This window comes from Amycolatopsis sp. NPDC050768, from assembly GCF_040654155.1.
In the GTDB taxonomy this organism is placed as follows: domain Bacteria; phylum Actinomycetota; class Actinomycetes; order Mycobacteriales; family Pseudonocardiaceae; genus Amycolatopsis.
The window spans coordinates 510,087-536,584 of the sequence record NZ_JBFAHL010000004.1 but is presented as its reverse complement, the minus strand read 5'-3'; the positions used below and the strand labels follow the sequence as shown (position 1 = coordinate 536,584).

At 71.2% G+C, this 26,498-nt stretch carries 23 protein-coding genes; 17 read left to right on the top strand and 6 right to left on the bottom strand.

Annotated features, from left to right (window positions below):
• Nucleotides 1–13: 13 nt before the first annotated feature.
• The 4 genes from AB0H62_RS15680 to AB0H62_RS15665 form a co-directional block, all read right to left on the bottom strand.
• The gene (locus AB0H62_RS15680) at nt 14–1,219 is read right to left on the bottom strand and encodes an acyl-CoA dehydrogenase family protein (protein ID WP_360586585.1); all 1,206 of its coding nucleotides are present in this window, start codon (nt 1,217–1,219) and stop codon (nt 14–16) included.
• A 103-nt stretch (nt 1,220–1,322) separates the two neighbouring features.
• Entirely contained in the window at nt 1,323–1,571 is a 249-nt protein-coding gene (locus AB0H62_RS15675) for a NifU family protein (RefSeq protein ID WP_220242400.1), read from the bottom strand.
• Complete coding sequence (locus tag AB0H62_RS15670) at nt 1,568–2,170, bottom strand: UGSC family (seleno)protein (protein ID WP_220242399.1); 603 nt, start codon at nt 2,168–2,170, stop codon at nt 1,568–1,570. The genes AB0H62_RS15675 and AB0H62_RS15670 overlap by 4 nt, the downstream gene beginning before the upstream one ends.
• An 11-nt stretch (nt 2,171–2,181) precedes the next feature.
• Nucleotides 2,182–3,231, bottom strand: a complete 1,050-nt coding sequence (locus tag AB0H62_RS15665; RefSeq protein ID WP_220242398.1) for a hypothetical protein — start codon at nt 3,229–3,231, stop codon at nt 2,182–2,184.
• 231 nt (nt 3,232–3,462) lie between these two features.
• Here AB0H62_RS15665 and AB0H62_RS15660 point away from each other — a divergent pair, with 231 nt between their 5' ends.
• From AB0H62_RS15660 to AB0H62_RS15640, 5 genes are all read left to right on the top strand, one after another.
• Complete coding sequence (locus AB0H62_RS15660; protein ID WP_220242397.1) at nt 3,463–4,449, top strand: LysR family transcriptional regulator; 987 nt, start codon at nt 3,463–3,465, stop codon at nt 4,447–4,449.
• Nucleotides 4,433–5,215, top strand: a complete 783-nt coding sequence (locus tag AB0H62_RS15655) for a 3-oxoacid CoA-transferase subunit A (RefSeq protein ID WP_360586581.1) — start codon at nt 4,433–4,435, stop codon at nt 5,213–5,215. Before AB0H62_RS15660 ends, AB0H62_RS15655 begins: the two co-directional genes overlap by 17 nt.
• Nucleotides 5,212–5,853 (top strand): 3-oxoacid CoA-transferase subunit B, encoded by a 642-nt coding sequence (locus AB0H62_RS15650; RefSeq protein ID WP_220242395.1) that lies wholly within the window; start codon nt 5,212–5,214, stop codon nt 5,851–5,853. The genes AB0H62_RS15655 and AB0H62_RS15650 overlap by 4 nt, the downstream gene beginning before the upstream one ends.
• Nucleotides 5,854–6,084: 231 nt before the next feature.
• Nucleotides 6,085–7,419, top strand: a complete 1,335-nt coding sequence (locus AB0H62_RS15645; RefSeq protein WP_220242394.1) for an MFS transporter — start codon at nt 6,085–6,087, stop codon at nt 7,417–7,419.
• A gap of 263 nt (nt 7,420–7,682) precedes the next feature.
• Nucleotides 7,683–8,030, top strand: coding sequence for a TraR/DksA C4-type zinc finger protein (locus tag AB0H62_RS15640; RefSeq protein ID WP_255638212.1), 348 nt, complete (start codon nt 7,683–7,685; stop codon nt 8,028–8,030).
• 76 nt (nt 8,031–8,106) lie between these two features.
• Here AB0H62_RS15640 and AB0H62_RS15635 read toward each other — a convergent pair whose 3' ends face one another.
• Nucleotides 8,107–8,706 carry a TetR/AcrR family transcriptional regulator gene (locus AB0H62_RS15635; RefSeq protein WP_220242393.1) on the bottom strand — a complete coding sequence of 200 codons (600 nt, stop codon included), beginning with the start codon at nt 8,704–8,706 and terminating at the stop codon, nt 8,107–8,109.
• 196 nt (nt 8,707–8,902) lie between these two features.
• On the opposite strand from AB0H62_RS15635, the gene AB0H62_RS15630 reads away from it, so the two are divergent.
• The 11 genes from AB0H62_RS15630 to AB0H62_RS15580 all read left to right on the top strand — a co-directional run bounded on the left by AB0H62_RS15630 (nt 8,903) and on the right by AB0H62_RS15580 (nt 23,510).
• A complete protein-coding gene (locus AB0H62_RS15630) occupies nt 8,903–10,495 on the top strand; it encodes an FAD-dependent monooxygenase (protein WP_360586579.1) in 1,593 nt (530 codons plus the stop codon).
• A 40-nt stretch (nt 10,496–10,535) separates the two neighbouring features.
• Nucleotides 10,536–11,357, top strand: a complete 822-nt coding sequence (locus tag AB0H62_RS15625) for an alpha/beta hydrolase (RefSeq protein ID WP_220242391.1) — start codon at nt 10,536–10,538, stop codon at nt 11,355–11,357.
• 417 nt (nt 11,358–11,774) lie between these two features.
• A complete protein-coding gene (locus AB0H62_RS15620; RefSeq protein WP_360586577.1) occupies nt 11,775–14,624 on the top strand; it encodes an FAD-binding and (Fe-S)-binding domain-containing protein in 2,850 nt (949 codons plus the stop codon).
• Nucleotides 14,625–14,807: 183 nt separating this feature from the next.
• Nucleotides 14,808–15,536: an alpha/beta hydrolase gene (locus tag AB0H62_RS15615; RefSeq protein ID WP_360586575.1), complete on the top strand. Its 729-nt coding sequence runs from the start codon at nt 14,808–14,810 to the stop codon at nt 15,534–15,536.
• Between the two features lie 253 nt (nt 15,537–15,789).
• Nucleotides 15,790–16,806, top strand: a complete 1,017-nt coding sequence (locus tag AB0H62_RS15610) for a nitroreductase (protein ID WP_220242388.1) — start codon at nt 15,790–15,792, stop codon at nt 16,804–16,806.
• A 5-nt stretch (nt 16,807–16,811) separates the two neighbouring features.
• Nucleotides 16,812–17,678 (top strand): universal stress protein, encoded by an 867-nt coding sequence (locus AB0H62_RS15605; protein WP_220246920.1) that lies wholly within the window; start codon nt 16,812–16,814, stop codon nt 17,676–17,678.
• Nucleotides 17,679–17,983: 305 nt separating this feature from the next.
• Entirely contained in the window at nt 17,984–18,874 is an 891-nt protein-coding gene (locus AB0H62_RS15600) for a universal stress protein (RefSeq protein ID WP_360586573.1), read from the top strand.
• A complete protein-coding gene (locus AB0H62_RS15595; protein WP_360586571.1) occupies nt 18,871–20,064 on the top strand; it encodes a CHAD domain-containing protein in 1,194 nt (397 codons plus the stop codon). The genes AB0H62_RS15600 and AB0H62_RS15595 overlap by 4 nt, the downstream gene beginning before the upstream one ends.
• A 211-nt stretch (nt 20,065–20,275) precedes the next feature.
• A complete protein-coding gene (locus AB0H62_RS15590; RefSeq protein WP_360586569.1) occupies nt 20,276–20,914 on the top strand; it encodes a response regulator transcription factor in 639 nt (212 codons plus the stop codon).
• A 269-nt stretch (nt 20,915–21,183) separates the two neighbouring features.
• A complete protein-coding gene (locus AB0H62_RS15585) occupies nt 21,184–21,642 on the top strand; it encodes a DUF6292 family protein (RefSeq protein WP_220242385.1) in 459 nt (152 codons plus the stop codon).
• A gap of 158 nt (nt 21,643–21,800) precedes the next feature.
• Nucleotides 21,801–23,510: a GAF domain-containing protein gene (locus tag AB0H62_RS15580; protein ID WP_360586567.1), complete on the top strand. Its 1,710-nt coding sequence runs from the start codon at nt 21,801–21,803 to the stop codon at nt 23,508–23,510.
• Between the two features lie 21 nt (nt 23,511–23,531).
• Here AB0H62_RS15580 and AB0H62_RS15575 read toward each other — a convergent pair whose 3' ends face one another.
• Nucleotides 23,532–24,527, bottom strand: coding sequence for a nitroreductase family protein (locus AB0H62_RS15575; RefSeq protein WP_360586565.1), 996 nt, complete (start codon nt 24,525–24,527; stop codon nt 23,532–23,534).
• 136 nt (nt 24,528–24,663) lie between these two features.
• Here AB0H62_RS15575 and AB0H62_RS15570 point away from each other — a divergent pair, with 136 nt between their 5' ends.
• Nucleotides 24,664–26,397, top strand: a complete 1,734-nt coding sequence (locus tag AB0H62_RS15570) for a GAF domain-containing protein (RefSeq protein WP_360586563.1) — start codon at nt 24,664–24,666, stop codon at nt 26,395–26,397.
• Nucleotides 26,398–26,498 lie beyond the last annotated feature (101 nt).

Here is a 26,498-nt window from a genome sequence, read left to right as displayed (position 1 = left end):
TCGTTCTCCGGGTTCAGTGGAAGGCGCTCAGGCCGGTGAGTGCCTGGCCGACGACGAGGGTGTGGATTTCCCCGGTCCCTTCGTAGGTGAGGACCGATTCGAGGTTGGCCATGTGCCGCATCACGGGGTACTCGCCGGTGATGCCGTTGGCGCCCAGGATCGTGCGGGCCTCGCGGGCGACCTCCAGCGCGGCGGCGACGTTGTGCCGCTTGCCGAAGCTGACCTGGTGCGGGTGCAGCCGGCCGGCGTCCTTGAGCCGGCCAAGGTGCAGCGCGAGCAGCAGCGAATTGTTGACCTGGGTGGCCATCACGACGAGCTTCTGCTGGGTGAGCTGGAACCCGGCGATCGGCCGGCCGAACTGGGTGCGCACGCCCGCGTAGTCCAGGGCCGCCTCGAAACACGCCCGCGCGGCGCCGGCCGCGCCCCAGACGATGCCGAACCGCGCCTCGTTCAGGCAAGACAGCGGCGCGCGTAGCCCGGCGGACTCGGGCAGCACGGCTTCGGCCGGCAGGTGGCAGTCCTGGAAGAGCAGCTCGGAAGTGGTCGAGGCCCGCAGCGACATCTTGTTCGCGACGTCTCGGGCTGAGAAGCCGGGGGTGCCACGGGGCACCACGAACCCGCGGACGCCGGTCGGCGTCTTCGCCCACACCACGGCGACGTCGGCGATGCTGCCGTTGGTGATCCACATCTTGGCGCCGTTCAGGATCCACTCGCCGTGCTCGAACCGTGCGGTGGTGATCATCGAGCTCGGGTCGCTGCCGGAGTCCGGCTCGGTCAGCCCGAAACAGCCGATCGCGGTTCCGCGCGCCATCTCGGGCAGCCAGCGCTGCTTCTGTGCTTCGCTGCCGTAGGTCCGGATCGCGAACATGGCCAGCGATCCCTGCACCGAGACGAAGCTGCGCAGCCCCGAATCACCGGCTTCCAGTTCGAGGCAGGCCAAGCCGTAGGCCACCGCGGTGGTTTCGGCGCAGCCGTACCCGGACAGGTGCATTCCGAGCAGACCCAGCTCACCGGCCGCGGCGGGAAAGCCCTCGGGCAGGTGGCCGGCCGAGTAAGCGGCGGGGATCCGGTCGAGCAGGTCACGGCGCACGAATTGCCGGACGGTGTCCCGGATGAGGCGTTCGTCGTCGGACAACGACAAGTCGAGATCGAGGAAGTCGTGGGGGTCCGGCTGCGCCCGCTGCCGGGTATCGGCACGGGAGCCCGAGAGTGTGGTCACAGGAATCGTTTCTCCGGTCGGGGCTGGGTTGGGTGGACGTACGGGCGGCGGCCGGGGCCTGCGCACGCGGATCGCGTGACGCAGGTGCCCTGGCCGCCGTGCCTCACTCGCTGCGTGGGTCGATCACCTCGACCGCCGGCTGCGCGGCGATGCTGTCGCGCAACACGGAGCCGACCACGTCACGCAGCTGCTGCGGGGGAACGATGCATTCCCAGCACGTCTCTTCCCCGCCCACCAGCCGGAGCGTGACCTGATCCGGCGTCGCGTTCTCCACGGTCAGATCCGCACCGTCGGCCTGAAACCCTTGCCGCAGCCCGTCCAGGGCCTTTTCAACGTCTTCGCGGATGCTCATGCCGCGTCTCCGATCAGGACCGCGGCGACCGAGTCCACCAGGGCGAGGGCGCGGCGCTGCAACTCGTCGTCGCTGACGGCGGCGATCGGGTGCTCGACCTCCACGAACCGCAGGTCCGGACGCCCGAACGCGGCGCTGTGCGCGACCGCGGAGTTCATGAAGACCTGGGTGTGGATGGTGGCGGTGGGAATCCCGCGGGCTTCGAGTTCGACTGTGTCCCGCACGCAACCGGACGTGCACGACCCGCACGCACCGACCCCGGTGACCACGAAGTCGTAGTCTTGGGAGAGCTCGTCGAGCAGCGATGGATCGGCCGGGCGCGAGTAGACGAGCTTGCGAGCCATGTCCATCGGCTGCACCCCGTACTTCTTCTCGAGCAGGTTGCCGACGTGGCGCAGCAGCGGTCCGGCGTTGCCCTTCGTGTTGTCCAGCAGCACACCGTGGGCGCCGGCGAGCGAAGCCAGGCGCTGCGCGGCGGCACCGGCGGTCTCGACGGTGCGGGGGGTAGCGGTCGGATCGACCAGGCCGAGCGTTCCGACCAGGTACCGGGCCGCGCCGGCCTTCTCGTCGTTTCCGATGTCGGCGATGACAGCAGACATGTGGTGACCTTTCATCCTTCGATCTTGCGAGTGACCGACCGGGTTCCCCAGCCGGGCAGATACGCCGAATGCCTTCCCGGACCACCGGCGACGAGGACGGTGATGTCATTCACGCGGCGGGTGACCGGAATGCGGGCATCGGGGTCGTCGCGATCGACCCAGCGCGGCCAGGTCGTGTAGTTCTGCGTTTTGCGGCCGTGGATTCCGCCGGCCTTGATCTCGCGATGACTGCGAGTGGCGTTCTGGAACAGGAAATGCTGGACGTCGGCCTTGGTCCAGCCGGCCGAGGCGATGATGCGGGCGTGTTCGGGGCAGAGCACCACGAAGCTCTCGCCCTGGATGAAGATGTGGTTCGACCCGAGGTTGGTCATCATGCTCGCGACCGTGGTCAGGATGTCGAACGGATTGTCCGCGGCCTGGTTGTTGATGTTCTGCGGGCCTTCCGCGCCGTAGAGCGTGACCGCGCTGTCCGTGGCGCGCAACCCGCGGTCGACGTGCAGGCCGGCCCACGGGGACTCCTCTTCGTTCTCCCCGATGCAGAACGTGAACTTCCCGGGCTGCCCCAGCGTGGCCTTGTCCGCCTCACCAGGACGCGAGCCGCCGATGTTCACCAGCGCGAGTTTCAGGGCGCGGCCCAGGGTCGCGTTCGCCCGCACCCCCTGGCCGAACACGTTGGCGCCCGAGTTGATGCCCAGCTCGTTCCGGATCGGCCCGTGCACCACCAGCAGCGGCGAGGCCATGTGCGTCGAGCACTGGACGCCGCCGATGTTCATCGACGGTGCGGTCGCGGCCTCGATCGCCGCGATCAGCACCGGCATGTGCGCCGGCGCGCAGCCGGCCATCACGGCGTTGGCGGCGATCTTTTCGGTCGTCGCGGCCCCGCCCAGCGGGGCGATCTCGGCGATCACCTCGTCGGCCCCGCGCCCGCTGCGCTCGACGAACTCGGCCACCCGGCGGGCGGTCGGCGGGATGACCGGCAGGCCGTCGGTCCAACCGGCGGCGACGTGCATCTCGAACAGATCCATCGGGTCGGCTTCCCGGCCCAGCATTTCCGTCGTCATTGTCTTCCTTTCTCGGGCGGCAGACCGCGCCCGGTCGCAATGATTTGATCGGCTCGAAATCGGGACCAGGCAAGGGAAGGAGGCCCCTGTGCGGATTCGATGCCAGTTATCGGCTATTGCCTTACGGCGTCCCGTTATCCTAGAGTGGGATGCTAACAGCAGCCAGAAACGAGGGTCAACGATGATTCCAGAACCATCCGGAAGTCATTTTTGCATAACTGGAATTCACAAATGAATGAGCTGCCTGATTCGAATCCGGATGCAGTGTTGAATACCCTGTGCCCGATGTTCGTGCAATTTGCCGCGGTGGCGCGAGAGGGACAGGTCACCAAGGCTGCCGCGGCGCTGGGCGTGCCGCAGCCCACGGTCACCCGCCACTTGGCGCGGCTCGAGAATGTCCTCGGGGTCCGGCTGTACACCCGTGCTCAGGGTGGCATGACGCTGACGGCCGACGGGGAGCAGTTCGTGAAGCCTGTGCAGCAGGCCCTCGCGGTGCTGACCACCGCCATCGACGATCTGCAGGTCCGCACGGCCCACGAGCGACTTCGGCTGGGGTTCTTGCACACGCTGGGCGAGCAGGCGGTGCCGCTGTTGCTGCGCCGGTTCGCCGAAGGGGCACCGCAGATCAAGTTCTCCCTCGTGCAGGACAGCGCCGATCAGCTGCTGAGACTCTTGCGCGAAGACCAGGTCGAATTGTGCTTGACCTCCCCGCTGCCGGCCCTGCCTGACATCGAGGTCGCCCGGCTGGGTCAGCAGCGGCTGGTCCTGGCGGTACCGGCAACGCATGTGCTCGCCGGGGAGTCCGAAGTGCCGTTGGCCGCTGCGGCCAGCGATGATTTCGTGACCCTGGGCGTGGGCAACTACATGCGGCAGATGGCGGCAGACCTGTGCCGGGCGGCCGGGTTCGAACCGCGGATCGCGTTCGAGGCGGCCGGCATCAGCACCCTGCGGGGTCTGGTCGCAGCCGGACTGGGGGTGGCCATCGTGCCGGCTGCCCCGGCACCGGTCCCGGGCCTGGTCGAGGTCCCGCTCACCGACGCCGGCGCCTACCGCGAGGTCGGGCTGGCGTGGCGGGTCGATGTCGAGCTGACCGAACCGGCGCAGCGGTTCCGGAGTTTCGCCGTCGACGAGTTCTCCACCGCACTCGACGAATCGACCGGCACCAGTGCCTGGCAGGACCTCACCACCCGGGGAGAACACGATGAACAAAGTCGTTGACACCGCCGCGGACGCACTCGCCGCGGTCGCCGACGGGCAGACGATCGCCCTCGGCGGGTTCGGGCTGTGCGGAACGCCCGCGGCTCTGCTCGAGGCGCTGCTGGACTCGGGAGCCACCGACCTGCACCTCATCACGAACAACTGCGGCCCGGACACTTCAGCGGTCACCGAGCTGCTCCGGGCGAGGCGGGTTTCCCACATCACGGCCTCCTACATCGGCGACAACACGGTGTTCCTGAGCCAATACCTGCGGGGATCGCTCAGCGTGGACCTCGTCCCGCAAGGAACGCTGGCCGAGAAGCTGCGCGCCGGCGGTGCGGGGATCCCGGCGTTCTACACGCCGACCGGAGTCGGCACGGCCGTGGCCGAAGGCGGCATTCCGCTGCGCTACGGCACTGCCGGAGTGGTGGCCGAATACTCCACGGCCCGCCGGGTCGAGCGGGTCGGTGGCCGGGAATGCCTGCTCGAGCACAGTCTCACCGCCGATCTCGCCCTGATCCGGGCCGAGGTCGCGGACACCCAGGGCAATCTTCGCTTCCGCGCTTCGGCGCGCAACTTCAATCCGCTGTGCGCGATGGCGGCCCGGGTCGCCGTCGTCGAGGTGGTGCGGGTGGTGGACGCGGGCACTATCGGCGCCGACGACGTTCATCTGCCCGGCGTGTTCGTTTCGCGGGTGCTGCCCGTCGGCGCGCGGATGCACAAACCGATCGAACGGCTGCGGGTCGCGCATCCGCGAGTCGCCGAGGAAGGGAAACGTGCGTCATGACGTGGTCCCGTGAGCAGATCGCCGCCCGCGCCGCTGCCGAGCTGCGCGACGGCCAGCACGTCAACCTCGGCATCGGCATCCCGACGCTGATCGCCGACCACGTCCGGGACCGGCCCATCGTGCTGCACTCCGAGAACGGAATCCTGGGCCTGGGCGGCCACCCGGCCCCGGGGCGAGAAGACCCGGATCTGATCAACGCCGGGAAGGAGACCGTGACCACGGTGAACGGTGCCTCGTTCTTCGACTCGGCCACTTCCTTCGCCATGATCCGCGGCGGGCACATCGACGTCGCGGTGCTCGGGGCCATGCAAGTCTCGGTGGCGGGCGACCTGGCGAACTGGACCGACGGCGGCTCGGTCGTCAAGGGCATCGGCGGCGCGATGGATCTCGCCAGCGGAGCCGAGAAGGTGCTCGCGGTGATGACCCACCGCACCCGCGACGGCAACTTGAAACTCGTCCGCCGCTGCGGCCTCCCGCTGACCGCACGCGGCTGCGTCACGACGGTCATCGCGGACATCGGCGTTCTCGACGTCCGGGGCGATCACTTCGCCGTGCGAGAACTCGCGCCGGGAGTGTCGATCGACGGCGAACTGGCGGCGCTGCTGCGTCCCGCTACCGGGCAATTCCTTCCCCGGTAGCCTGGCACGGTTCAGCCGTACGCTTTCCGACGAGCAGAACACATCCGCGGGGAGCGGCCGCTCGGCGAGATACGGAATTGCATCGGCGTATTCCTTTGTGGATTTCCGTGCAGGACTTGTTTCCGATGCTCCATTCCGGCAGTGTGACTCGAACCACCCTCCCCATCGAAGACAACGACGTCGGAGAAATTCATGCGTGATCCTTTGCCGCAGTCGCCAACGGAATCGCCGGTGGCCGCCCGTCCCGCCATGACCCGCGTGCACAAAAGAATTGTCTGGACGGTCGCCGCCGTCTTGTTCTTCGAGTTCGCGGACCTGAATACGTTCTCTTACGCTGCTCCCGCGTTGAAGAGATTCGCCGGGTACAGCCTGGACGATGTCGCCATGGTGACCTCGGCGGGGTTTCTCGGAATGTTCTGCGGTGCGGTCCTCGCCGGCCGGGTGAGTGACCGGATCGGCCGCCGCCGCACGCTCACCTGGGCCACCGCGCTGTTCTCGGTGTTCTCCCTCCTGACCGCCGCGGCGACGGGCGTGTGGGTCATGGCCGGACTGCGCTTCTGCACGGGGGTGGGGCTGTCGGCGATGACGGTGTGCGCGATCAACTTCCTCAGCGAGACGATGCCCGCGGCCCATCGGGGCCGGGCCCAGTCCACGACGCTGGCCGTCGGCCTGGCCGGCATTCCGGCCATCGCTTTCCTGGCCCGTGGCGTGGTTCCGCTCGGTGCCGACGGCTGGCGCATCGTGTTCGTCGTCGGCGGTTTGGGTCTGCTGGCGGTGCCGGCGCTGGCACGGCTGCCCGAATCGCCGCGCTGGCTGCTGTACACCGGTCGCAACGCCGAAGCACGTGAGGTCATGACGAAGCTGGGCGATCCGCACCTCACCCTGGCCGAGGACACCGCAAGGCGTCGCGACACGAGTCTCGAGGCGCTCGCCGCGCTGGCGGGGCGGGGGCTGCGTCGCCGCACAGCGGTGATGCTCGCGACCTGGATCTTGGCGATGCTGGGGTTTTATGCCTTCGCAGCGTGGGTTCCGGCACTGCTGGCCGAGCACGGCTTGTCGCTGACCACCTCGTTGACGTTCTCGGCGATCACCACCATCGGCGCGGTCCCCGGCGCCCTGCTGGCCCGAGCGGTGTCCGACCGGTTCTCTCGCAAATGGACGATGGCGGCCACCTCGACCGTGATCGCGGCGTTCGGAATCGCGTACGGATTCAGCTCGGGCCCGGCCGGGATCGTCGTGTTCGGCCTGCTGGTGTCCTTGCTCAGCCAGACCTTCGTGGCGTTGATCTACACCTACACCCCCGAGGTGTTCCCGATGCACGCGCGCGCCTTCGGCTGCGGGGTGTCCTACGGCGCCGGCCGGCTCGCCAACGTGGTCGGGCCGATGCTCATCCCCGCCATCTACACCGCCTGGGGCTACACCGCAGTGTTCGTCGCGGTCGCAGTGTGCTGGGTCGGCGCCGGCGCAATCGTCGCGGTGTTCGGACCCGAGACCACCGGTGCGTCGCTGGAGTCCGTTGCGCCGCTGGAGTCCGTGCCCGATGCTCAATCCCCACACCGAGGCTAGAACCCGATTGTCCTTCGGGCGGGTCGACCGCGCGTCCGGCGCCGCCACTCTCGTTCGAACGTCGGTCGCTGCAGGACGTCGTGGTACAGCGGGCACAGGTGGCAGTGTTGTCACCCGCGGGCGTCGAGCTTCACGGGCCGCGCGTAGCCGGGCGAGGGGCGGTATCGTCCCGGACGTACCTGTACGGATCGTTCCCGAGGTTCGCCGGTGACCCATCGATGTGGTGAGGCGGCGGCTGGTGACGGGGAGGATGGTCCTGCGTCATGGATGAGCGCGCCGCGATGAAGCTGATCGAGAGGGCGCACGCCGAGACCTCGCGACGGGCCTCGGCGCTGGCGCGGCGGTGGGACGAGATCGTGGCGGCTTCGGAGTTCACCAGTGGCGATGACGAACACGACCCGGAAGGCGCCACCATCGCCTTCGAGCGGGCGCAGGTCCAGGCACTGCTGCGGCAAGCCCAAGACGAGCTCGCGGAGCTCGGACAAGCCGCCGAGCGGGTGCTCGCCGGCGTCTACGAGGTCTGTGAACGCTGCGGCGGCCCGATCTCCGAAGGCCGGCTCGCCGCCCTGCCGGCGACGCGGATCTGCATCGCCTGCGCGAACCGAATGTGACGTAACCACTCCACGGCAACGTCGGCCTTCGGTGGGCGAAAAGACGTTCACAGACGCGCCGCGCGATTCCTGACGTTCACTCCATGCGCGCGGGGACGGGCACCTTCTCCGCGCGCAAGAGCTCCAGCGCCGTGCGGGTGAGCTTGCGCAGATCGGCCCGGCCGCCGCTCGCGTACCAGTCCTCGAACGCCAGGATGAACACGGCGGCGGTCTGCGCGACGGCGAGTCCGGCGATGACGTCGGCCGACTGGCCGCCGAGGCGATCGGCGACCTCGCGACGGAGATCCGCTTCCCAGGCCCGGATGGACTGGGCGAAATGCGCCCGGACGGACGGCGTGGTGGTGATGATCTCGTATGCGCCTCGGAGCTGCTTCGGCAGTTCGAGGTTGGACTGCACGACGCTTTCGAGGACGACGCTCAGGACGTCCGGGATCGGCGTTTCCGCCGGGCACTCGCGGAGGTCGGCCAAGGCGGTGTCGAAGACCTTCTTGAAACCGCTGAGGACCAGTTCCTCTTTCGTGGGGAAGTAGCGGTACACGGTGCGGCTGCCCACCTCGGCCTCGGCGGCGATTTCACCCACTGTCGTTGCGGTGAAGCCTTTTGCCTCGAACAGGGTGAAGGCGACGTCGGCGATCGACTCGCGGGTTCGCTCCATCTTGATGTCGCGCAGCGACATGGCTCCTCCTCGGCAGACCGTCGGACGTCATCCTGCCACTTGGCAGTCAGTGCCGACTGGCTCGACGCACGGTGAGGTTCAAGTCACACCCCGTTCTCCTTTTGGCAGTGGTGGCCGAACGGCACAATGAGCCATGTGGCACTGACTGCCACAAGGCGGGTCAACGCAACGGCCTGAGGGGTTGGAGATGACCGAAATGAACACTGTGTCGGGCGACAAGGTCCCGGTTCTCATCGTCGGCGGCGCGTACACCGGACTCAGCACCGCGCTGGGACTGGCGTGGCGCGGCGTGCGATCGCTGCTGGTCGAGCGCCGGCCCACGACCGCCACGCTGCCGAAAGCGTGGGGTCTCAACATGCGGACGACGGAGCTGCTGAGGAACGTCCCGGGGGTCGACGCTTCGCTCACTGCCGCGGAGATCACCGGCAAGCTGGTCCAGCACAGGGCCGGGGCGAGCCTCGTCGCGTCGGAGGTGGTGGAGTCGGACACCGAGCAGATCCTCGCCCTGCGGCGCCGCGTGACGTCGACGTCGCCCCAAGTGCTTCCGCAGTCCACCATCGAAAAAACGCTGCGAGAGCAGGCGGAGCGGCTCGGTGCCGATCTGCGGTACGGAACCGAGTTGGTCTCGTGGACGCAGGACGAGGACGGCGTCACCGCCACCCTTCGCGACGTGGCTTCAGCGCAGGAAGGCACTGTGCACGCCGAATATCTCGTCGCCGCGGACGGTCACGCCAGCCCGATCCGCGAGCAGCTCGGTGTCCCCCTCGACGGGGGCGGGCAAGTCGGCCACATCTACGTGGTCACCTTCGAAGCCGATCTGCCGCAGTACACAAAGGACAAGCAGCCGTTCGTCGTGACGGTGCGCGGTCAGGGCATGAGCATCATCTTCGACGGCAACGTTCTGACGCTGTGGGTCGACTACTTCCCGGAAAAGGGTGAGAGCGACGCCGACTTCACGGAAGACCGGTGCGTCGAGCGGGTGCGCCGGGCGGTGGGCGTTCCCGATCTGGACTGCCGGATCGTCAACCGGCGTTCCTTCGCGCTCAACCACCACCTCGCCCGGCAGTTCAAGGTCGGCCGGGTCATCCTCGCGGGCGATGCCGCGCACTCGTGTCCGCCGGTCGGAGGCCAGGGCGGGAGTCTCGCGCTGCAGGACGGGTACGAGCTCGCGTGGCGGCTGGCCCTGGTGACCGGCGGCCAGGCCGGGCCTGGGCTGCTGGACGCCTGGGAGGTCGAACGCCGGCCGATCGTCAACATCACCCTCGAACGCGAGGTCGAGCTGCTGAAGATCGCCGAGGGTCGGGTGCTCGCGACGAGCGACCCGTCGCAACCGATTCCCACGGCGAAGGAGATGCTCGGCTTCCGGTACCACTCGAGCACCGTCCGCACGGAACCGGAGGACGATCTCAGCCTGCAGGAAGATCCGATGAACCCGTCCGGGTTCCCGGGCACCCGCGCGCCCCACGTCCGGCTGCGGCGGGACCGGACCGAGCTGTCCACGCAGGAACTGTTCGGACCGGGGTTCGCGCTGCTCACGGATCCGGAGGGCACCAGCTGGCTCGGCGCCGCGGACAAGGTGTCGGAAAGCCTCGGCCTCGACATCGCCTCGCACACGATCGGCGCCGAGCTGGTCGACACCGAGGACGCGTGGCACTCGCGGTACGGGATCAACCCCGGCGGCGCGGTGCTCGTCCGGCCCGACGGGGTCATCGCGTGGCGCAGCAAGACGGCCGCCGGCGATCCGGAACACGAGCTCGACGAGGCGCTCACCGCGGTTCTCGCCCGCTGACCCGGCGCGCTGAACGCCTGCGGAAGGACGGAATTCGGCTATGGCACTCAGAAAAGTCACCCTCGGCGCGCTCTCGTTCGACGTCTCCGACACCGGACCCGAAGAAGCCCCGGCCGTTTTGCTGCTGCACGGCTTCCCCCAGAGCTACCGCTGCTGGGACGGGGTCGCCCAGCGGCTCAACTCGCAGGGATACCGCACGATCGCACCGAACCAGCGTGGTTACTCGGCGGGCGCGCGTCCGCTGTCGGTGTCCGACTACGGGGTCCCGGCCTTGGTGGCCGACGCGCTCGGTATCCTCGATTCCCTCGGTGTGGCGCAAGCGCACATCGCAGGACACGACTGGGGCGGGGTCCTGGCTTGGCACCTCGCCGTGCAGCACCCCGAGCGCACCCGATCACTCGTGGCCGTGTCGATGCCGCACCCGGCCGCGTGGGAGTGGGCCCGGGAAAACGATCCCGATCAGCAGCACAGCTCGCGCTACCTCGCCGAATTCAGGCGTGAGGGCGAGATCGACCAGGTGATCGCGGCCGGCGGCAGGCTGCGCGCGCTCATGGTGCCACCGCTGTCCGACGAACAGTTCGCCCCGCACCAGGCACTCATGTCCGGCGGCGCCGCCACCCCCGCCCTCAACTGGTACCGGGCGATGGGCAGCTTCCGGGCGCTGGGCCCGTCGACGGTCCCGACCACGTACCTGTGGAGCACCGCCGACACGGCCCTGGGCCGCGCCGGCGCCGAACGCTGCCGCCGGCACGTCGCCGGGCCCTACCGGTTCGTCGAACTCGAGGGGATCACGCACTGGGTCCCGGAAACGGCACCGGACGCGGTCGCGCGGGAAATTCTCTCCGCCGCTGAGTCGACCTGAGTGCGCGGACCGCGTTTGCCGGGCCGGGCACCGAACCCATCGCGTCGGTGCCCGGCTGGGCCGGTTCCGTATACCGGCCCATTCGTCCGTGAGCAGTGCGCCGAGCAACCGCTGCTCATCACTCGGCACCAACCGACCGGCGACGACGTGCGTGCAGGTCGTCAGCAGCGCGGCGGTGCCCTGAGACGAGAACGATCAATGGGCCGGCACCTCGACTCGGTGCTCATCGCTTGTCCTGGGTACTTACGGGTCCCGGATCGGCACGTTGCGTCGGCACGGAAGCCCAGGTGGTGCTGGACATCTCCGCCGCTGACCCTTGCCCCGGCCGGCGCCGGCCGTGAACCTGGAGCAGCGGGCCGAGCGATCTCGGGCACGCTGAACGCGCGACAACGCCCCACGATCGACGAGGATCAGCCGATGACCGTCACCGAGCACGCCGCCACCACCGGCGGCGAAGCCGACCTGCTCGACCTGCTGGCCGCCGCGACCGGGGACCCGGGGAGGGTGGGGCAGCGGCTGACCGACCGGCTGGCCCACGCGCACGACGCGTCGCACTTCATGTTGACGCCGCGGGCGGTGGTGAGTGCGAGCAGCGCGGCCGAGGTCGGGAGGTTGTTCGCCGCCGCGGGGTCGGCCGGGGTGCCGCTGGGGTTCCGGTCCGGGGGGACGAGCCTGTCCGGGCAGGGCGGCACGGACGGCGTGCTCGTCGACACCCGGCGCCACTTTCGCGACATCGAGGTGCTCGACGACGGGGCTCGCGTGCGAGTCGGGCCCGGGGCCACGATCCGGCAGGTGAACGCGCGCCTCGCGCGGTCGGGCCGCAAGCTCGGGCCCGACCCGGCGAGCGAGGTCGCGTGCACCGTCGGGGGCGTGGTCGCGAACAACTCCAGCGGCATGGCGTGCGGCACCTGGGCCAACAGCTACGCGACGCTCGAGTCGATCGTGCTCGTCCTGCCGTCCGGCACGGTCGTCGACACCGGCGAAGCCGATGTGGACCGCCGCCTGCGCGCCGCCGAGCCCGAGCTGCACGCCGGCCTGTGCCGGCTGCGGGACCGGGTGCGAGGTGACGCGACGCTGCGCAAGCGGGTCGAGCAGCAGTTCTCGAAGAAGAACACCATGGGTTACGGCCTCAATTCGCTGCTCGACCACACCGAGCCGGCGGACATCCTGGCCCACTTGGCGGTCGGCAGCGAGGGGACGCTGGCGTTCATCGCCTCGGTGGTGCTGCGCACGGTGCCGTTGCACGGGCACGCGCGCACCGGCCTGCTCGTCTTCGACGACCTCGCCGGGGCCACCGGAGCGTTGCCGGCGCTGGTCGCCACCGGGCCGGCGACGATCGAGCTTCTCGACGCGACCTCGATCCGCGTGGGCCAGCGCGACGCCCAGGCGACCGCGGTGCTGCGCGACCTCGCGGTCGACCGGCATGCGGCGTTGCTCGTCGAGTACCAGGCCGGCACCGCCGACGAGGTGGACGAGCTGGCCGCCGAAGCCGGTGCGGTCCTGTCGGCGCTGCCGACCACCGCGCCGGTGGTGCTGTCCGCGGACCCGGCGACCAGGGCCGGCCACTGGCACGTCCGCAAGGGCCTGTACGCCATGATCGCCGGGGCCCGGCCGGCCGGCACCACGGCGCTGCTGGAGGACATCGTCGTGCCGGTGCCCGAACTGCTGCCGACGTGCGAGTCGCTCACGGGCCTGTTCGACCGCCACGGCTACCGCGACAGCGTGATCTTCGGCCACGCCAAGGACGGCAACATCCACTTCATGCTCACCGAGCGGCTCGGCGACGGCCGGCCGCTCGATCGGTTCGCGGCCTTCACCGACGACATGGTCGACCTCGTGCTGGGCCACGGCGGCTCGCTGAAGGCCGAGCACGGCACCGGCCGGATGATGGCCCCGTTCGTGCGCCGCCAGTACGGCGACGAGCTCTACGAGGTCATGCGCGAGATCAAGCGCCTGTGCGACCCCCGGGGCCTGCTCAACCCGGGTGTGCTCATCGCCGAGGACCCGGCCGGGCACCTGCGTAACCTCAAGGCTTCGCCGCAGGTCGAGGAAGAAGTCGACCGCTGCGTGGAATGCGGCTTCTGCGAACCCGTCTGCCCGAGCCGCGACCTGACCACCACGCCGCGCCAGCGCATCGTGCTGCGCCGGGAAATCGAGCGCGCCCGCGAAGCCGGGGACACGGCCGCGCTCGCGCAGCTGCGGGCCGAGTACGAGTACGACGCCGTGCAGACCTGCGCCGCCGACGGGATGTGCCAGACCGCCTGCCCGGTGACGATCAACACCGGGGACCTGATGAAACGGCTCCGGGCCGAAGAGGCCGGACGGGCCACGTCGGCGATCTGGGCCGGCGCCGCGCGGCATTGGGACGGCGCGACGCGGGCGGCCGCGACCGCGCTCACCACCGCCGCCAGGCTGCCGGAGCGCCTGGTTCTCGGCGCGAACGAGCTGGCCCGCAAGGCCGGGGGCACCGACTCGGTCCCGCTGTGGTCGCCCGAGCTCCCGAGTGGCGGCCGGCGCCGCACCGAGTCCGTGACCGGGAACGCCGACGCGGTGCTGTTCGCCTCGTGCACGGGCACCATGTTCGGCGGCGCGGAGCCCGGAGCCGCGGCGGCGCTGCGGACCCTGTGCGAGCGCGCCGGGATCCGCCTCACGACCCCGGACGGGCCGGCTTCGTTGTGCTGCGGCACCCCGTGGAAGTCCAAGGGCATGGACCGGGGATACGACGAGATGTCGCGGCGCGTGCTCCCCGCGTTGTGGGCCGCCACGGGGAGCGGCCGGATCCCGGTGATCGGCGACGCGTCCTCGTGCACCGAGGGCCTGCGGCACATGATCGAGCACGGGCCGGAGCGGTTCCGGGAGATCCGGGTTCTCGACGCCGTCGAGTTCGTGCGCGACGAGGTGCTCGGCCGCCTCACGATCAGCGCCCCGGTAGCTGCCGTGGCCCTGCATCCGACGTGCTCGGCCACGCGGATGGGGCTCTCAGGCGCGCTGCGCGAGGTCACCGCGGCCGTGGCCGGCAGCGTGACCGTGCCCGACGAGTGGGGGTGCTGCGGCTTCGCCGGCGACCGCGGTCTGCTGCACCCCGAGCTGACGGCGTCGGCCACCGCGCGCCAGGCCCGGGAGCTCTCCGCCGCCGGTCCCTTCGACGCCCACGTCTCCTGCAACCGCACGTGCGAACTCGGCATGACCAGGGCGACCGGGCAACGCTACGAACACGTCCTGGAGCTCGTCGAACGGGCCACCAGGCCCGCGGAGGGAAAACTCTGAGCGAGGCCCGCGAAAACGCGGTGGCGGACCGAGGCGACCGCTGCTAGTTTGCCGGAGGCCGTGCGAGAGACCGAGGAGGTGGTACCCGTGAACGCAACGACATGGGTGCTCTCCTCAGGGGTCACGGTCGGGCGGTAGGTCGCCCGGGAGCGCCGTTCACGAGCACTCCCGAAAGGCACGACCATGCGATTCACCGCCGAACAGCGCCTCGACGACGGCGTCCTCGAGCGCGAGTTCACCCTCGGCGAGATCCCCGGCATCCTGTGGACCCCCGGACCGGCATCCGAGCCGGCCCCGCTGATCCTGCTCGGTCACCCCGGCGGACTGCGCAAGATGTACCCCCGGCTGGCGGCCCGGGCCCGGCACTCCGCGGCGGAAGGCTACGCCGCGGTCACGATCGAGCTCCCCGGAAGCGGTGACCGGCCTCGCTCCGCCGCCGCCGAGCAGGCCCGCGCCGACCTGCGCCGGGCGTTGCAGTCCGGCGAGCCGGTCGAGGAGATCGTCGAGCGGCTCATCCCGCCGCTGGTCGAGAAGGCGGTCCCGGAATGGCAGGCCGCCCTGGACGCCCTTCTTGCGCTGCCCGAGATAAGCGGGCCGGTCGGGCTCGCGGGAGGGGTGATCGCCCTCGGCGTCCGGCTGGCGGTGGTCGAACCGCGCATTGCGGCCGCCCTGCTGTTCGCCGGGAGTTTCGTGCCCCGCGGCATGTTCGAGGAGGCCCGGCAGGTCACCATCCCGCTGCACGTCCTGCTGCAGTGGGACGACGAGGGAAACGACCGGCAGCTGGCCCTGGACCTGTTCGACGCCTTCGGCTCGAAGGAGAAGACGCTGCACGCCAACATGGGCGGGCACACCGGCGTCCCGCAGTTCGAAGGGGACGACGGGAACCGGTTCTTCGCCCGGCACCTGAAATGAGACAGGTGCGACCGCCCTCCTCGCGGCGGCTGCGGGAAGCCAGGTCGCCACGGCACTGTGTGCCGGGCCTGCGGGCCGAGATCCGTTGCCACGGCGGGAAAGGCAAGCAGTGGCAGGTCCGGGTCCGTTGTGGACACCGACCCGGACCCGGTGACGTTGGTCCTTCGCGGCGGTGTCTTGTGGCCGGCGCGTGGTCTCGGCCGTTCGGGGTTGGCTGAGCCGGTCCGATCCGACGAGGCCACCAGGAGATGCCGTGTCCCACGAAGCTGTTCCCGCCCCGGCACCTGGGGCCGGTGCGTGGACGAGCGCCGAGGTGGAGGTTCTGGCACGCGCGGTGCTGAGGGCCCCGTCGGTGCACAACACCCAGCCGTGGGCCGTGGAGCCGAAGGACGGTGCGGTGCTGCTGCGGGAGCGGACCGATGTGGCCTTGCCGCAGCACGATCCCGGGCGGCGTGATCTCGCCATGTCGTGCGGGACGGCACTGGCGAACCTCGAGCTGGCGGTGCGGGTGCTCGGTCGGCGGGCCGACGTGGAGATCCTGCCCGATCCGGCCCGCCCGGACGTGGTGGCGCGCGTCGATGCGGCAACGCGGTGCGGGCCGTCGGCGGAGGACCTGGCGCGGTTCGCGGCGATCGCGGCGCGGCGCAGCCATCGCGGCCGCTTCGGCGGGCTACCGGTCGCCCGGCGGCAGGTCGAGCGGGTGGCGCGGGCCGCGGTGACGACCGGAGCCGAAGCTGTGCCGTTGACCGATGCCGGCGAGCTCGCGGAGCTGTTCGGCCACGCCGCCCGCGCGATCGGGGACGACGGTGCCTACCAGCGCGAGCTCGCCCTCTGGACGATCCGCGACGAGGTCGGGCACCGCCACGGCGTGGGGCTGGGGCGCACCGTGGCGCCGCCGGGTCAGCTGCCGTGGGCCGGGCTGGTCCGGCGCGCCACCGAGGTGCCCGAGCCGCGGGTGCTGCGGTCGCGGCTGGCGGCCGAGACGTTCCTGCTGTTCCTGACCGCCGACGACAGCCGCGCCGACCACGTCCGCGCGGGCTACGCGCTCGAACGCGGCTGGCTCGAAGCGGTCACGCTGGGGCTGTCGGCCGCGGTGCTGACGCAGCCACTGCACGTGCCGGAAGTGCGCTCGGCACTGTGCGAGGACCGGGGTCTCGCGGGGTTTCCGCAAGCGTTGATGCGGCTCGGCCGGCCGGCCGGGAACGCGCCCGCGAGCCTGCGTCGCGGGGTGGGCGAAGTCCTGGTCGGGGCATTCTGGAGCGAGTCGTGAAAGGGATGGCCGGGCCGGTCGTCGTGGGTGTGGACGGGAGCGCGCAGGCGGCGTCGGCCGCACGGTGGGCGGTGCGCGAAGCGGCGCGGTGGCACACCTCGCTGACCGTGCTCACGGCGAGCGCGGTGGAGGACCCGGCTTCGAGCGCCATGGCGTCGGCGTGGCTCGAAACCAAGGCCGTGCTCGCGCAGGAGGTGGCGCGGGCGACGCGTGACGAACTCGCGGCAGCCGAGCCGGGTGTGCCGGTGATGACCAAGACCAGTGCGGCCGGCGCCGAAGCCGCCTTGCGGCAGGCCTCGGCCGGCGCGCTCGTGCTCGTGCTCGGCCCGCCGACCGGGACACTTTCCGGGCTGCTGGCCGGATCCCCGGATGCCGACCTCATCGCGAGAGCGGGCTGCCCGGTGGTGATCGTGCGCGGGACCGGTGCGACGCGCGCGGGTGGTCCGGTCGTCGTCGGCGTCGACGGCAGCCCGATGAGCGAGGCCGCCGTGGCGTGGGCGTTCGAGGAGGCGTCGCGCCGGGGCACGAGGCTGGTCGCGGTGCACGCGTGGCACGACAGCGAGGGCGGCGGGCCGTTCGCGCACATCCGCGGAAGCCCGCTGATCGACATCGGCGACGTCGAGCGGCGGCTGCTCGCGGAGCGCCTGGCCGGCCGGCGCGAGCGATACCCGGACGTCGACGTCGAACCGGTTGTCGAGCGCGATCTTCCGCGCGACAGCCTGCTCGAACGCAGCACCGAGGCGGCGCTCGTGGTCGTGGGCAGCCGGGGCCGCGGCGGGTTCACGGGCATGGTCCTCGGTTCCACGACCCACGCCTTGCTCCACCGCGCGGACTGCCCCGTGATGGTGGTCGGCGGGGAGCAGCGGACCTGATTCCCGAAATGTCCTGCCCGGGAATCCAACCTGCGCTTTCGTCCCCGGGAAAAGGGACTTCGTCCCCTGACCCGCCTGGGCGCGGCTGCGCGACGGTGGGACGTACCGGCGACGTCGACAACGAGGAGAACCGATGCACGCACAACCCGGAGGCCGCCGGCCCCCCGCCGACCGCGGGGCCGCGGTGTTTCCCGGGCCGGATGCCGTCGTCGGCACCGAAACGGAGATCACCGTCCGCGACGAGCAGGGTCGCGCGACGCGGCGACGGACGCATCCCCTTCGGTGGAACGGAGGGGGTGTGCGCAGTGGCAGAAGGTGACAACCGCGTGGTGCTCGCGGGAGTCGACGGCTCGCCTTCCTCCTGCCACGCCGCGGTCTGGGCCGCGGCGGTGGCGGCCCGCCGGGGCGCGGTGCTGAAGCTGGTGCAGGCGTACACGGTTCCTGGGCCGGGCGTGTCCGGCATGGCGGTCGCCGCCGTCCGGGAGGGGTTCCGGGCCGTGGCCGAGACGGGGCTCGCCGAGGCCGAGGGGACGGTGCTCGCGCGGTGGCCGTCGCTGCCGGTCGAGCGCAGCGCCGTCGAGGGCAGTGTCGTGGGGGTGCTCCTGCGGGAGAGCGCCGGTGCCGAGGTGGTGGCGCTGGGCTCCCGCGGGCTCGGGGGGTTCACCGGGCTCCTGCTCGGTTCGACCGCGGCCGCGCTCGCCGGCCGCGCGCCCTGCCCGGTCGTGGTCGTGCGCGGGCGAAAGCCGGACGACGCGCCGCCCACCACCGGACCGGTCCTCGTCGGGCTCGACGGATCGCCGGACAGCAACGACGCGCTCGGCTACGCGTGTGAAGAAGCCACTGCTCGCAGTACCGGGCTCGTGGCGGTGCGCACCTGGAACGAGATCACGTCGGGGAGCTCGCCGCGGAAAGCGGACTGCCGTCCCGAGGACATGGCCGTCGGGGAACGGCGGCTGGTGGACGAGCAGCTCGCGCCCTGGCGGGAGAAGTTCCCCGAACTGCCGGTCGAGGTGGTCGTCGCCCACGGCCGGCCGGCCCGGACCCTGCTGGAACTCGGTGCCGGCGCCCAGCTCGTGGTGGTCGGCACCCGCGGCCGGGGCGGGTTCACCGGCATGCTGCTCGGCTCCACGAGCCACGCGCTGCTGGTCCACTCCCCGTGCCCCGTCGCGGTGGTCCGCCCGGGGAGCCGGCCATGACCGTGACGACACCGGCGACGAGCCCGCGTCCCGCACCCGAGTACACGCTCCTGCACTACGGCATCCACTACTACGACACCGCCGGCCTGCGGCTGCGGCGGCACGGCCTGACGCTCAGCCGGGTCGGCACGAGCTGGCAGCTGGACCGCGGCGACGGCAGAGGGTGCCGGGTGGAGGCGCCCGAGTCGGACCAGGTGCCGCACGAGTTGCGCCGGCTCGTCCGCGCTTACAGCCGAGACCTCGAGCTCACCCCGGTGACCGGCCCGTGCTGCGGACGCCTGACCCGGGACGCGTTACCGGGGGGCACCGCCCGGGCCGCGGTGCTCGGCTACCTGGAGACGCAGATCGAGGCGCTCGCCCGCGCCGATCTGGCCGTGCGGCTGGGCGAACCCGAGGGGGTGCACGACCTGAGAGCGGCGGCGCGTCGCCTGAGGGCGGCGTTGTGGACGTTCGCCCCCGTCCTCGGTGGCCGGCGGATGGTGCGGGGCCTGTGCGCAGCGCTGCTCCGGCTCGCCGCGAGCGTCGGGCCCGCGTGGGACACCGAGGTGCAGCGGCGCAGGTTCCTGCGCCGCCTCGACGAGCTGTCGGACGAGGCGATCCTGGGGCCGGTCCGGGCCGACGTCCAGCGGCACTTCGGCGTGGCGGCCGAGGAATCCGCCGCCGAATGCGCCGAGGCGCTCGATTCGCACCGCTACCTCCAGCTGCTCAACGCGTTCGAAGTGCTCGGGGTTGTGCTGCGGGAGCAGGCTCGGTCCGACCAGCGCAAGGCGGCACTCAAACCGGCGGGCGCCGTCCTGCCGGGTCTCGTGTGGACGGTCGTGACCGAGACCGACGCGCGGCTGGAAGCGGCGTTCGCCGATTCGGCTCCGAGCGCCGTCCACGCGGTGCGCAAAAGCGCGAAGCGGCTCCGGTACGCGCTCGAAGCGGCGGCGGACTCCCTGCCCTTCGTCGCGGACCGCGTGCTGGCGGACTGCCGTGCGGTGCAGGACTTGCTGGGGGAGTACCAGGACGCGACGGTCGCCTGCGGGCAGCTGCGCGCACTCGCGTCGGCGGCGACGGAGGCCGGCGATCCGGCGGCGACCTACGAACTGCTGATCACGACCGAGGCGCTCGCCGCGCAGCAGTGCCTCGCCGCCTTGCCCGCGGCGTGGGAGACCCTGCGGCGGGGACTGGAGCCGATGCGGGGTTGAGGCCGCGGAAGGACAAGGAGGAGAACCGGGTTCACCGCGCTCCCGGTGGCCGACGACGAACGTCTGACCGTGATCGGCCGGGTTTTCGGTCTCGCCGGCTCGGCCGGACGTGACCTCCGGCTCGAGACCCGGGACTTTGGTCATCGCGGTCCCGGGGCCGGGCGGTCGTAGGCTGATCCGCGTCATCCCTTCTGGGCCGGGGAGGCCGCCGATGCTCCGCGTTTTTCTCGTGGACGACCACGAGGTCGTGCGCCGTGGCGTGGCCGACCTGCTGGACGAGGACGAGGAGATCACCGTCGTCGGGCAGGCCGGCAACGTGTCGCAGGCGCTGGCCCGGATCCCCGCGCTCCGGCCCGATGTCGCCGTGCTGGACGTGCGGATGCCCGACGGCAACGGCATCGAGCTGGCACGCGAGCTGCGGTCGAAGCTGCCTGAGCTCAAGTGCCTGATGCTCACCTCCTACACCGACGAGCAGGCGATGCTCGACGCGGTGATGGCCGGCGCCGCCGGGTTCGTGATCAAGGACATCAAGGGCATGGACCTGGTTTCGGCCGTCCGGGAGGTCGGTGCGGGCAAGTCCCTGCTCGACGCGCACGCGGCGGCGGCCTTGATGGCCAGGCTGCGCGAGAGCCAGGCCAAGAAAGGCCCGTTGTCCGACCTGTCGGACCAGGAACGCAAGCTGCTGGAGCTGATCGGCGAAGGCCTGACCAACCGGCAGATCGCGGAACGGATGTTCCTGGCCGAGAAGACCGTCAAGAACTACGTCTCGCGGCTGCTGGCCAAGCTGGGCCTGGCGCGCCGGACTCAAGCCGCTGTCCTGGCCACGGAGCTGCGCAACCAGGAACACTGAACCGGCGCGTGGCCGCGCGCCGCTGCGTCGTAGTGATGCCGGAAGGGTTTCCGGGGTCGCAGCACTTCGAGCGATCGTCCTCAATGGACTGTGGTTCCTCGTCGTCGCCGAGCTGCGGGTCGCGCGGCGGCCACCCGGCGTGAGCCGGGGACGAAAGTCCTTGCGGCAGGGGCCGAACGCCGCCATCGGGCCGCCGCCGCGCCGTCGTAACGTCGCGGCGGGAGAGGCCACGGCCGCGAGCGGCCGGTGGGTGCCGACCACGTTGGAGGGTGATTCCACTGCAGACCGCCATCGACGACGACCACGGCCTGCGGTGCGGCCTGACCGGCTACCTGTCCGCGGTGAGTGCCGCGGTGGGCGTGGGGGTGGAATCGTGCACCGTTGACCTCGACGACCCCGTCTCGGCGTACGTGGCGCTGGACGTGCGCTTGCGCCGGCGACCGGGGCGGGACACAGCCCTGGTGTGGGATGAGCGGTACGGCTGGTCGTTCGCCATGGAAACGCATTCCGGTGAGGATTTACTGGTGCTCGCCTACTTCGGCGACGAGGTCGTGCCCGATCCGGTTGCCGTGCGCCGCTTCGTGGCCGGCGTCCGGTCCGCCGACGCGGTCCCGGCACCGGTCCCGCCCGAGGTCGGTGGTGAGCGGGGTGAGCTGGTCGCCCGGTTGCTGCGGTACCGCCTCGACAACTCTTCCGCCGGTGTCCTGATCTTGCGCTGGGCCGGTTGACCTTTTGTCCACAGTGGAAACGTGGGTGAACACCGTGCAGCCCCGGACTGCCGGTCGGGTTTTCACCGGCTTGACGGTGCTCACGAGGATGGGAGACTGGGTGTCCGGAGCGGCGACCTGCGCGGTGTGCGAGGACCGCGGCGAAGACAGGAACGGCTGTGAGCGGAGCCCAGGACGACCAGCCCGACCCAGGCAGGCTGACCTTCCCCGACCTGCCGAGGCTGGAGCTCGACCAGTTGCTCGCGCAGTTGGTCGAACGCGCCCAGGAGGTCATGGGAACCCAAGGCCGGCTGCGCGGCCTGCTGCGCGCGACCACGATGATCACGAGTGACCTCGCCTTGCCCGCGCTGCTCACGCGCATCGTCGAGGCGGCTCGCGAGCTGGTGGGGGCGCACTACGCGGCGCTGGGCGTGATCGGCCCGGACGGACAGCTCGCCGAGTTCGTGCACGTGGGCATGGCCGCCGAGACGGTGGCGAAACTCGGCCACCTGCCTGAGGGCAAGGGGCTGCTGGGCGCCCTGGTCGAGGATCCCCGGCCCATCCGGCTCGCCCGCCTGCAAGACGACCCGCGGTCCACCGGTTTCCCGGCGGGCCATCCGCCGATGGCGAACTTCCTGGGCGTCCCGATCCGGGTGCGTGACGCGGTGTTCGGCAACCTCTACCTCACCGACAGCGTCACCGGCCGGTTCAGCGCCGAGGACGAAGAGCTCGCGCTCGCCCTCGCCGCCGCCGCGGGCAGCGCGATCGACAACGCGCGCCTGTACCAGACGGCGAGGGTCCAGCAGGAGTGGCTGCGGGCGTCCGCCGCGATCACCCGCGAGCTCCTCTCGTCGGAGTCGGAGAACCCGCTCGCGCTCATCGCACGTCACACCCGGGAGCTCGCCGACGCCGAACTGGTGACGGTCGTCAGGCCGGCCGGCGCCGAGGGCACCCTGCGCGTGGACCTGGCGGTCGGGGCCGGCGCGGAAAAGCTGGAGGGCCTCATGCTGCCCGTCGGCTCGTCGGTCTCCGGTTCGGTCTTCCTCACCGGCGAGCCGATGATGGGCTCGTGGCTCGAACAGCGGGAGCGGCTGCCGGTCCGGCCGGCGATCGAGATGGACGTGGACGCCGTTCTCGTCGTGCCCCTCATCGGCAGCGGGCAGGTCAACGGCGTGCTCACCGCGGCGCGCGCCTCGGGCCGCCCGCCGTTCACCGTGGACGATCTGGAGATGGCGGCGGGGTTCGCCAACCAGGCGTCCGTGGCGATCGAGCTGGCCGAGGCGCGGGCCGAACAGCAGCGCAACGCCCTGTACGACGAACGTGAGCGGATCGCCGCCGATCTCCACAGCCAGGTGGTCCGGCGGCTGTACTCCGCCGGCCTGGCGTTGCAGACGACGGCCGGTCTCGCCCGGTCGGCGATCGTCGCGCGCCGGGTCCGCGAGACGATCGCCGACCTCGACGACGTCATCGACCAGATCCAGGCCACCGTGTTCTCGGTCGACGACCCGGCCGACGCCGGCCCGTCACCTGAGCGCGACGAGATCCTGCGGGTGCTCTCCGAGGCCACCCCCGTGCTCGGGTTCGCCGTCTCGACCCAGTTCTCCGGCAAGCTGGACACGCTGGTGGCCGCCGATCTGGTGCCCTTCCTCGAGCGGGGCCTGCGGCTGGTCGCGCACCACGCGGCCGCGGCCTGGGTCCAGGTGGAGATCCGGTCCGAGCCGGGCCAGCTCACCGCGGTGATCCGGCACGACGGCACGGGCGAGCTCGAAGAATCGGCCGCCGCGGACCTCGCGGAGCTGGCGGAAGCCGCGCGGCTGCGCGGAGGGACCTGCGGGGTCGGCCACGGTGCCGAGGCCGGCTCCGTGCACTGGACGGTGCCGACGGGCTAGGGACGGGAGCCGGCGCGGTCGTCAGGCGGTGAGCAGGGTCGGAGCCACCACGACGTCCTCCAGCTCCCGTCTCGGCGTGGGCGAGGCCGGCGAACCGTGGCCCAGGCGCAGGATGATCTGGGGCCAGACCCCACCGCCGAGCAGCACGCGGAGCCGTTCGCGGACGTGCGCGACTTCGACCGGTTGCGAGATGAAGGACGCGTCGAGCCCCAGCGCCGTCGCGGTCAGCAGCACGCGTTGCATGGCCTGGCCGGTCCTCAGCCGGTCGACCGGGTCGTCGCCGAACGAGCCGATCACCACGACCAGGGGTTCGGGCGCCGTACCCAGGCGGAGCGCGCCGGCGGCCCTGGTTCCGAAATCACGGAGGACCCAGGCATCGTCGGCCGGCAGGATCCCCCCGGCGGACATCGGCACGCCGTCGCGGCTGGACCCCTCGCGCGCGGTCCAGCGCTGCCACTCGGCGAGGAACGCGGGATCGGTCATCTGGGTCCGGTGGCTCGACCGCACCAGCTTCTTCAGCTCCGCCACCTGGCCGTGATCGAGGCGGGGCAGCCAGGCCTGTTCGAGCTCCGCGGCGTGGCGCAGCAGGCCGACGACCGACGGGGGCACGACCTGGGCGCTGAACGGCGATCGGTTCGTGTGGCGGCGGGGGATCTCCCGCGCGAGCCGGGCGAGGCGGTCGTCGATCGAGGCGGCGCCTACCGGCCGCACCACGGCCAGCAGGTCCGGCTCCGGGCGGCGCGGGAACAGGGACACGACCGGGTGCACGCCGCAGGCGTGGATCGCGGCGCGGAGGTTGAACAGCGCCGCGCCGCAGGACAGCAGGAGCTCGCGCCGGTCCGGGTCTGCGACGGGCAGGATCCGGTCGGGGTCCGCGCGGACCTCGATTCCGCCCGGTCCGCTGGCGAACAGCCAGGGCTGGGTGTTGTGCGTCGACGGCGCGAGCGTCGCGGCGCGCAGAGCCGATCTCACCTGTTCGGAGGTGAGCCGCCCGGTCGCAGCCACTTGTAGGGTCATCGGTCTCCTGGCCGTGGAAAGCGAGTGCTGGTCGGAGTCGAGCCTTGCCCTGCCAGGTTGGTCGACCGCCGCGGCCGCGGACAGAGGAGAAAGTCATCACGGGCGACGCCGTGGGATGAGGGAGGCGAGCGGACCGATGCCGGCAACCGGGTCCGGGGAGAGCGCCCGCAGGCTTTCGGGCACCCTGGGACAGCTGCGCCTGCGGGAGACGCTGCGAGAGCTCCAAGAGCGCGTCGAGCAGCTGATCGGCACGCGCGACAAGATGGACGGCCTGCTCGACGCGGTGCTCGCGGTGGCGTCGGGACTGGAGCTGGACACGACGCTGCGCCGCATCGTCCAAGCCGCGATCGACCTCGGCGAGGCGCGGTACGGGGCGCTCGGGGTGCTCGCCGCCGACGGTTCGCTCGCGGAGTTCGTGTACCTCGGCATCGATTCGGCGACGCGGGAGCGCATCGGTCACCTGCCCGAGGGCCACGGGCTGCTGGGCCTGGTCATCGACGAGGCGAAGCCACTGCGGCTGGAAAAGATCTCGGAGCATCCCGCGTCCGTCGGGTTTCCGAACCACCACCCGCCCATGCACTCCTTCCTCGGCGTTCCCGTCCGGGTGCGCGAAGAAGTCTTCGGCAACCTCTACCTCACCGAGAAGCAGGGTGGTGGCGCTTTCACCGACGACGACGAGGTGATGGTGCAAGCGCTCGCCGCCGCCGCGGGGATCGCGATCGAGAACTCGCACCTGTACGAGCAGGCGCAGCTACGGCAGCGGTGGCTCGGTGCGACGAGTGAGGTCACGACCGAGCTGCTCGGCGGCACTGACCCGGCCGACGCGCTGAACCTGATCGCCGAACGGGCCCTGGAGCTGACCGGCTCGGACGTGACGATGCTCGCGCTGCCCAACTCCGGTCGGCTGGACGTCGACGAGGACTGGGACGACGAGGCCACCGACCTGACGATCACCGTATGCGCGAGCGTGAGCGCGGTCGAGCTCACCGGCCTGCGGATCGACACCGCCTCGACCGTTCCGGGAGCGGTCTACCGGGACCGGACCCCGCGCAGCATCCCGGCCCTGGATCTCGGCGGGGGCAGGCGGTTCGGCCCGACGCTCGTGGTGCCCCTGCGCACGGGAGACCGCACGTCGGGGGTCCTGATCGCGGTCCGCGAGCCGGGCGCCGCCGCGTTCGAGGCGACGCAGCTGCCGGTCCTCGCGTCGTTCGCCGACCAGGCCGCGCTCGCCCTGCAACTGGCGGCCCAGCAACGCGCCGCCCGCGAGCTGGACGTGCTGTCCGACCGCGACCGGATCGCCCGCGACCTGCACGACCACGTGATCCAGCGGCTCTTCGCGGTCGGGCTGGCGATGCAGGGCACGCGCCGCCGGCTGAAGGAACCGGAGCTGAAGCGGCGGCTTCAGGACAGCGTCGACCAGATGCACGAGATCGTCCACGAGATCCGCACCGCGATCTTCGACCTGCACGGTGGCGCGGCGGGGGCGACCGGGCTGACTCTGCGGCACCGGCTCTACGACGCGATTGCCGAGCTCACCGACGACGCGCCCGTGCATCCCACGGTGAGCATATCCGGAACCGTCGACGCGGTGCCCGCGCAGCTGGGCGAACACGTGGAGGCCGTGGTCCGCGAGGCCGTCAGCAACGCCGTCCGGCACGCCGACGCCACGTCGGTGACCATTGCGGTGTCGGTCAAGGACGAAGTGCTCCGGGTGTCGGTCGCGGACGACGGCGCGGGGCTGCCCGCCGAGGTCTCGCCGAGCGGGCTGGGCAACCTGCGCGACCGGGCCGAATCGGCGGGCGGGACCTTCACCATCGAGTCGCGCCCGGGCGGCGGCACGCGGGTCGAGTGGACGGTGCCCCTGCCTTGAGCCGGTGGCACCGGGGGTCTTAGGTCCCTCGACCTCGTGACCGCCGCCCGTACACCGGGCCGGCCGCGCGGACCAGGCTCGACGGTGACCCAAGGTGTCGT

Coding starts and splice junctions, on each gene's coding strand:
- AB0H62_RS15675 (WP_220242400.1), bottom strand. CDS start 1,571: ATGAGCATCCGCGAAGACGTTGAAAAGGCCCTGGACGGGCTGCGGCAA.
- AB0H62_RS15670 (WP_220242399.1), bottom strand. CDS start 2,170: ATGTCTGCTGTCATCGCCGACATCGGAAACGACGAGAAGGCCGGCGCG.
- AB0H62_RS15665 (WP_220242398.1), bottom strand. CDS start 3,231: ATGACGACGGAAATGCTGGGCCGGGAAGCCGACCCGATGGATCTGTTC.
- AB0H62_RS15660 (WP_220242397.1), top strand. CDS start 3,463: ATGAATGAGCTGCCTGATTCGAATCCGGATGCAGTGTTGAATACCCTG.
- AB0H62_RS15655 (WP_360586581.1), top strand. CDS start 4,433: ATGAACAAAGTCGTTGACACCGCCGCGGACGCACTCGCCGCGGTCGCC.
- AB0H62_RS15650 (WP_220242395.1), top strand. CDS start 5,212: ATGACGTGGTCCCGTGAGCAGATCGCCGCCCGCGCCGCTGCCGAGCTG.
- AB0H62_RS15640 (WP_255638212.1), top strand. CDS start 7,683: ATGGATGAGCGCGCCGCGATGAAGCTGATCGAGAGGGCGCACGCCGAG.
- AB0H62_RS15635 (WP_220242393.1), bottom strand. CDS start 8,706: ATGTCGCTGCGCGACATCAAGATGGAGCGAACCCGCGAGTCGATCGCC.
- AB0H62_RS15630 (WP_360586579.1), top strand. CDS start 8,903: ATGAACACTGTGTCGGGCGACAAGGTCCCGGTTCTCATCGTCGGCGGC.
- AB0H62_RS15625 (WP_220242391.1), top strand. CDS start 10,536: ATGGCACTCAGAAAAGTCACCCTCGGCGCGCTCTCGTTCGACGTCTCC.
- AB0H62_RS15620 (WP_360586577.1), top strand. CDS start 11,775: ATGACCGTCACCGAGCACGCCGCCACCACCGGCGGCGAAGCCGACCTG.
- AB0H62_RS15615 (WP_360586575.1), top strand. CDS start 14,808: ATGCGATTCACCGCCGAACAGCGCCTCGACGACGGCGTCCTCGAGCGC.
- AB0H62_RS15605 (WP_220246920.1), top strand. CDS start 16,812: ATGGCCGGGCCGGTCGTCGTGGGTGTGGACGGGAGCGCGCAGGCGGCG.
- AB0H62_RS15595 (WP_360586571.1), top strand. CDS start 18,871: ATGACCGTGACGACACCGGCGACGAGCCCGCGTCCCGCACCCGAGTAC.
- AB0H62_RS15590 (WP_360586569.1), top strand. CDS start 20,276: ATGCTCCGCGTTTTTCTCGTGGACGACCACGAGGTCGTGCGCCGTGGC.
- AB0H62_RS15575 (WP_360586565.1), bottom strand. CDS start 24,527: ATGACCCTACAAGTGGCTGCGACCGGGCGGCTCACCTCCGAACAGGTG.
- AB0H62_RS15570 (WP_360586563.1), top strand. CDS start 24,664: ATGCCGGCAACCGGGTCCGGGGAGAGCGCCCGCAGGCTTTCGGGCACC.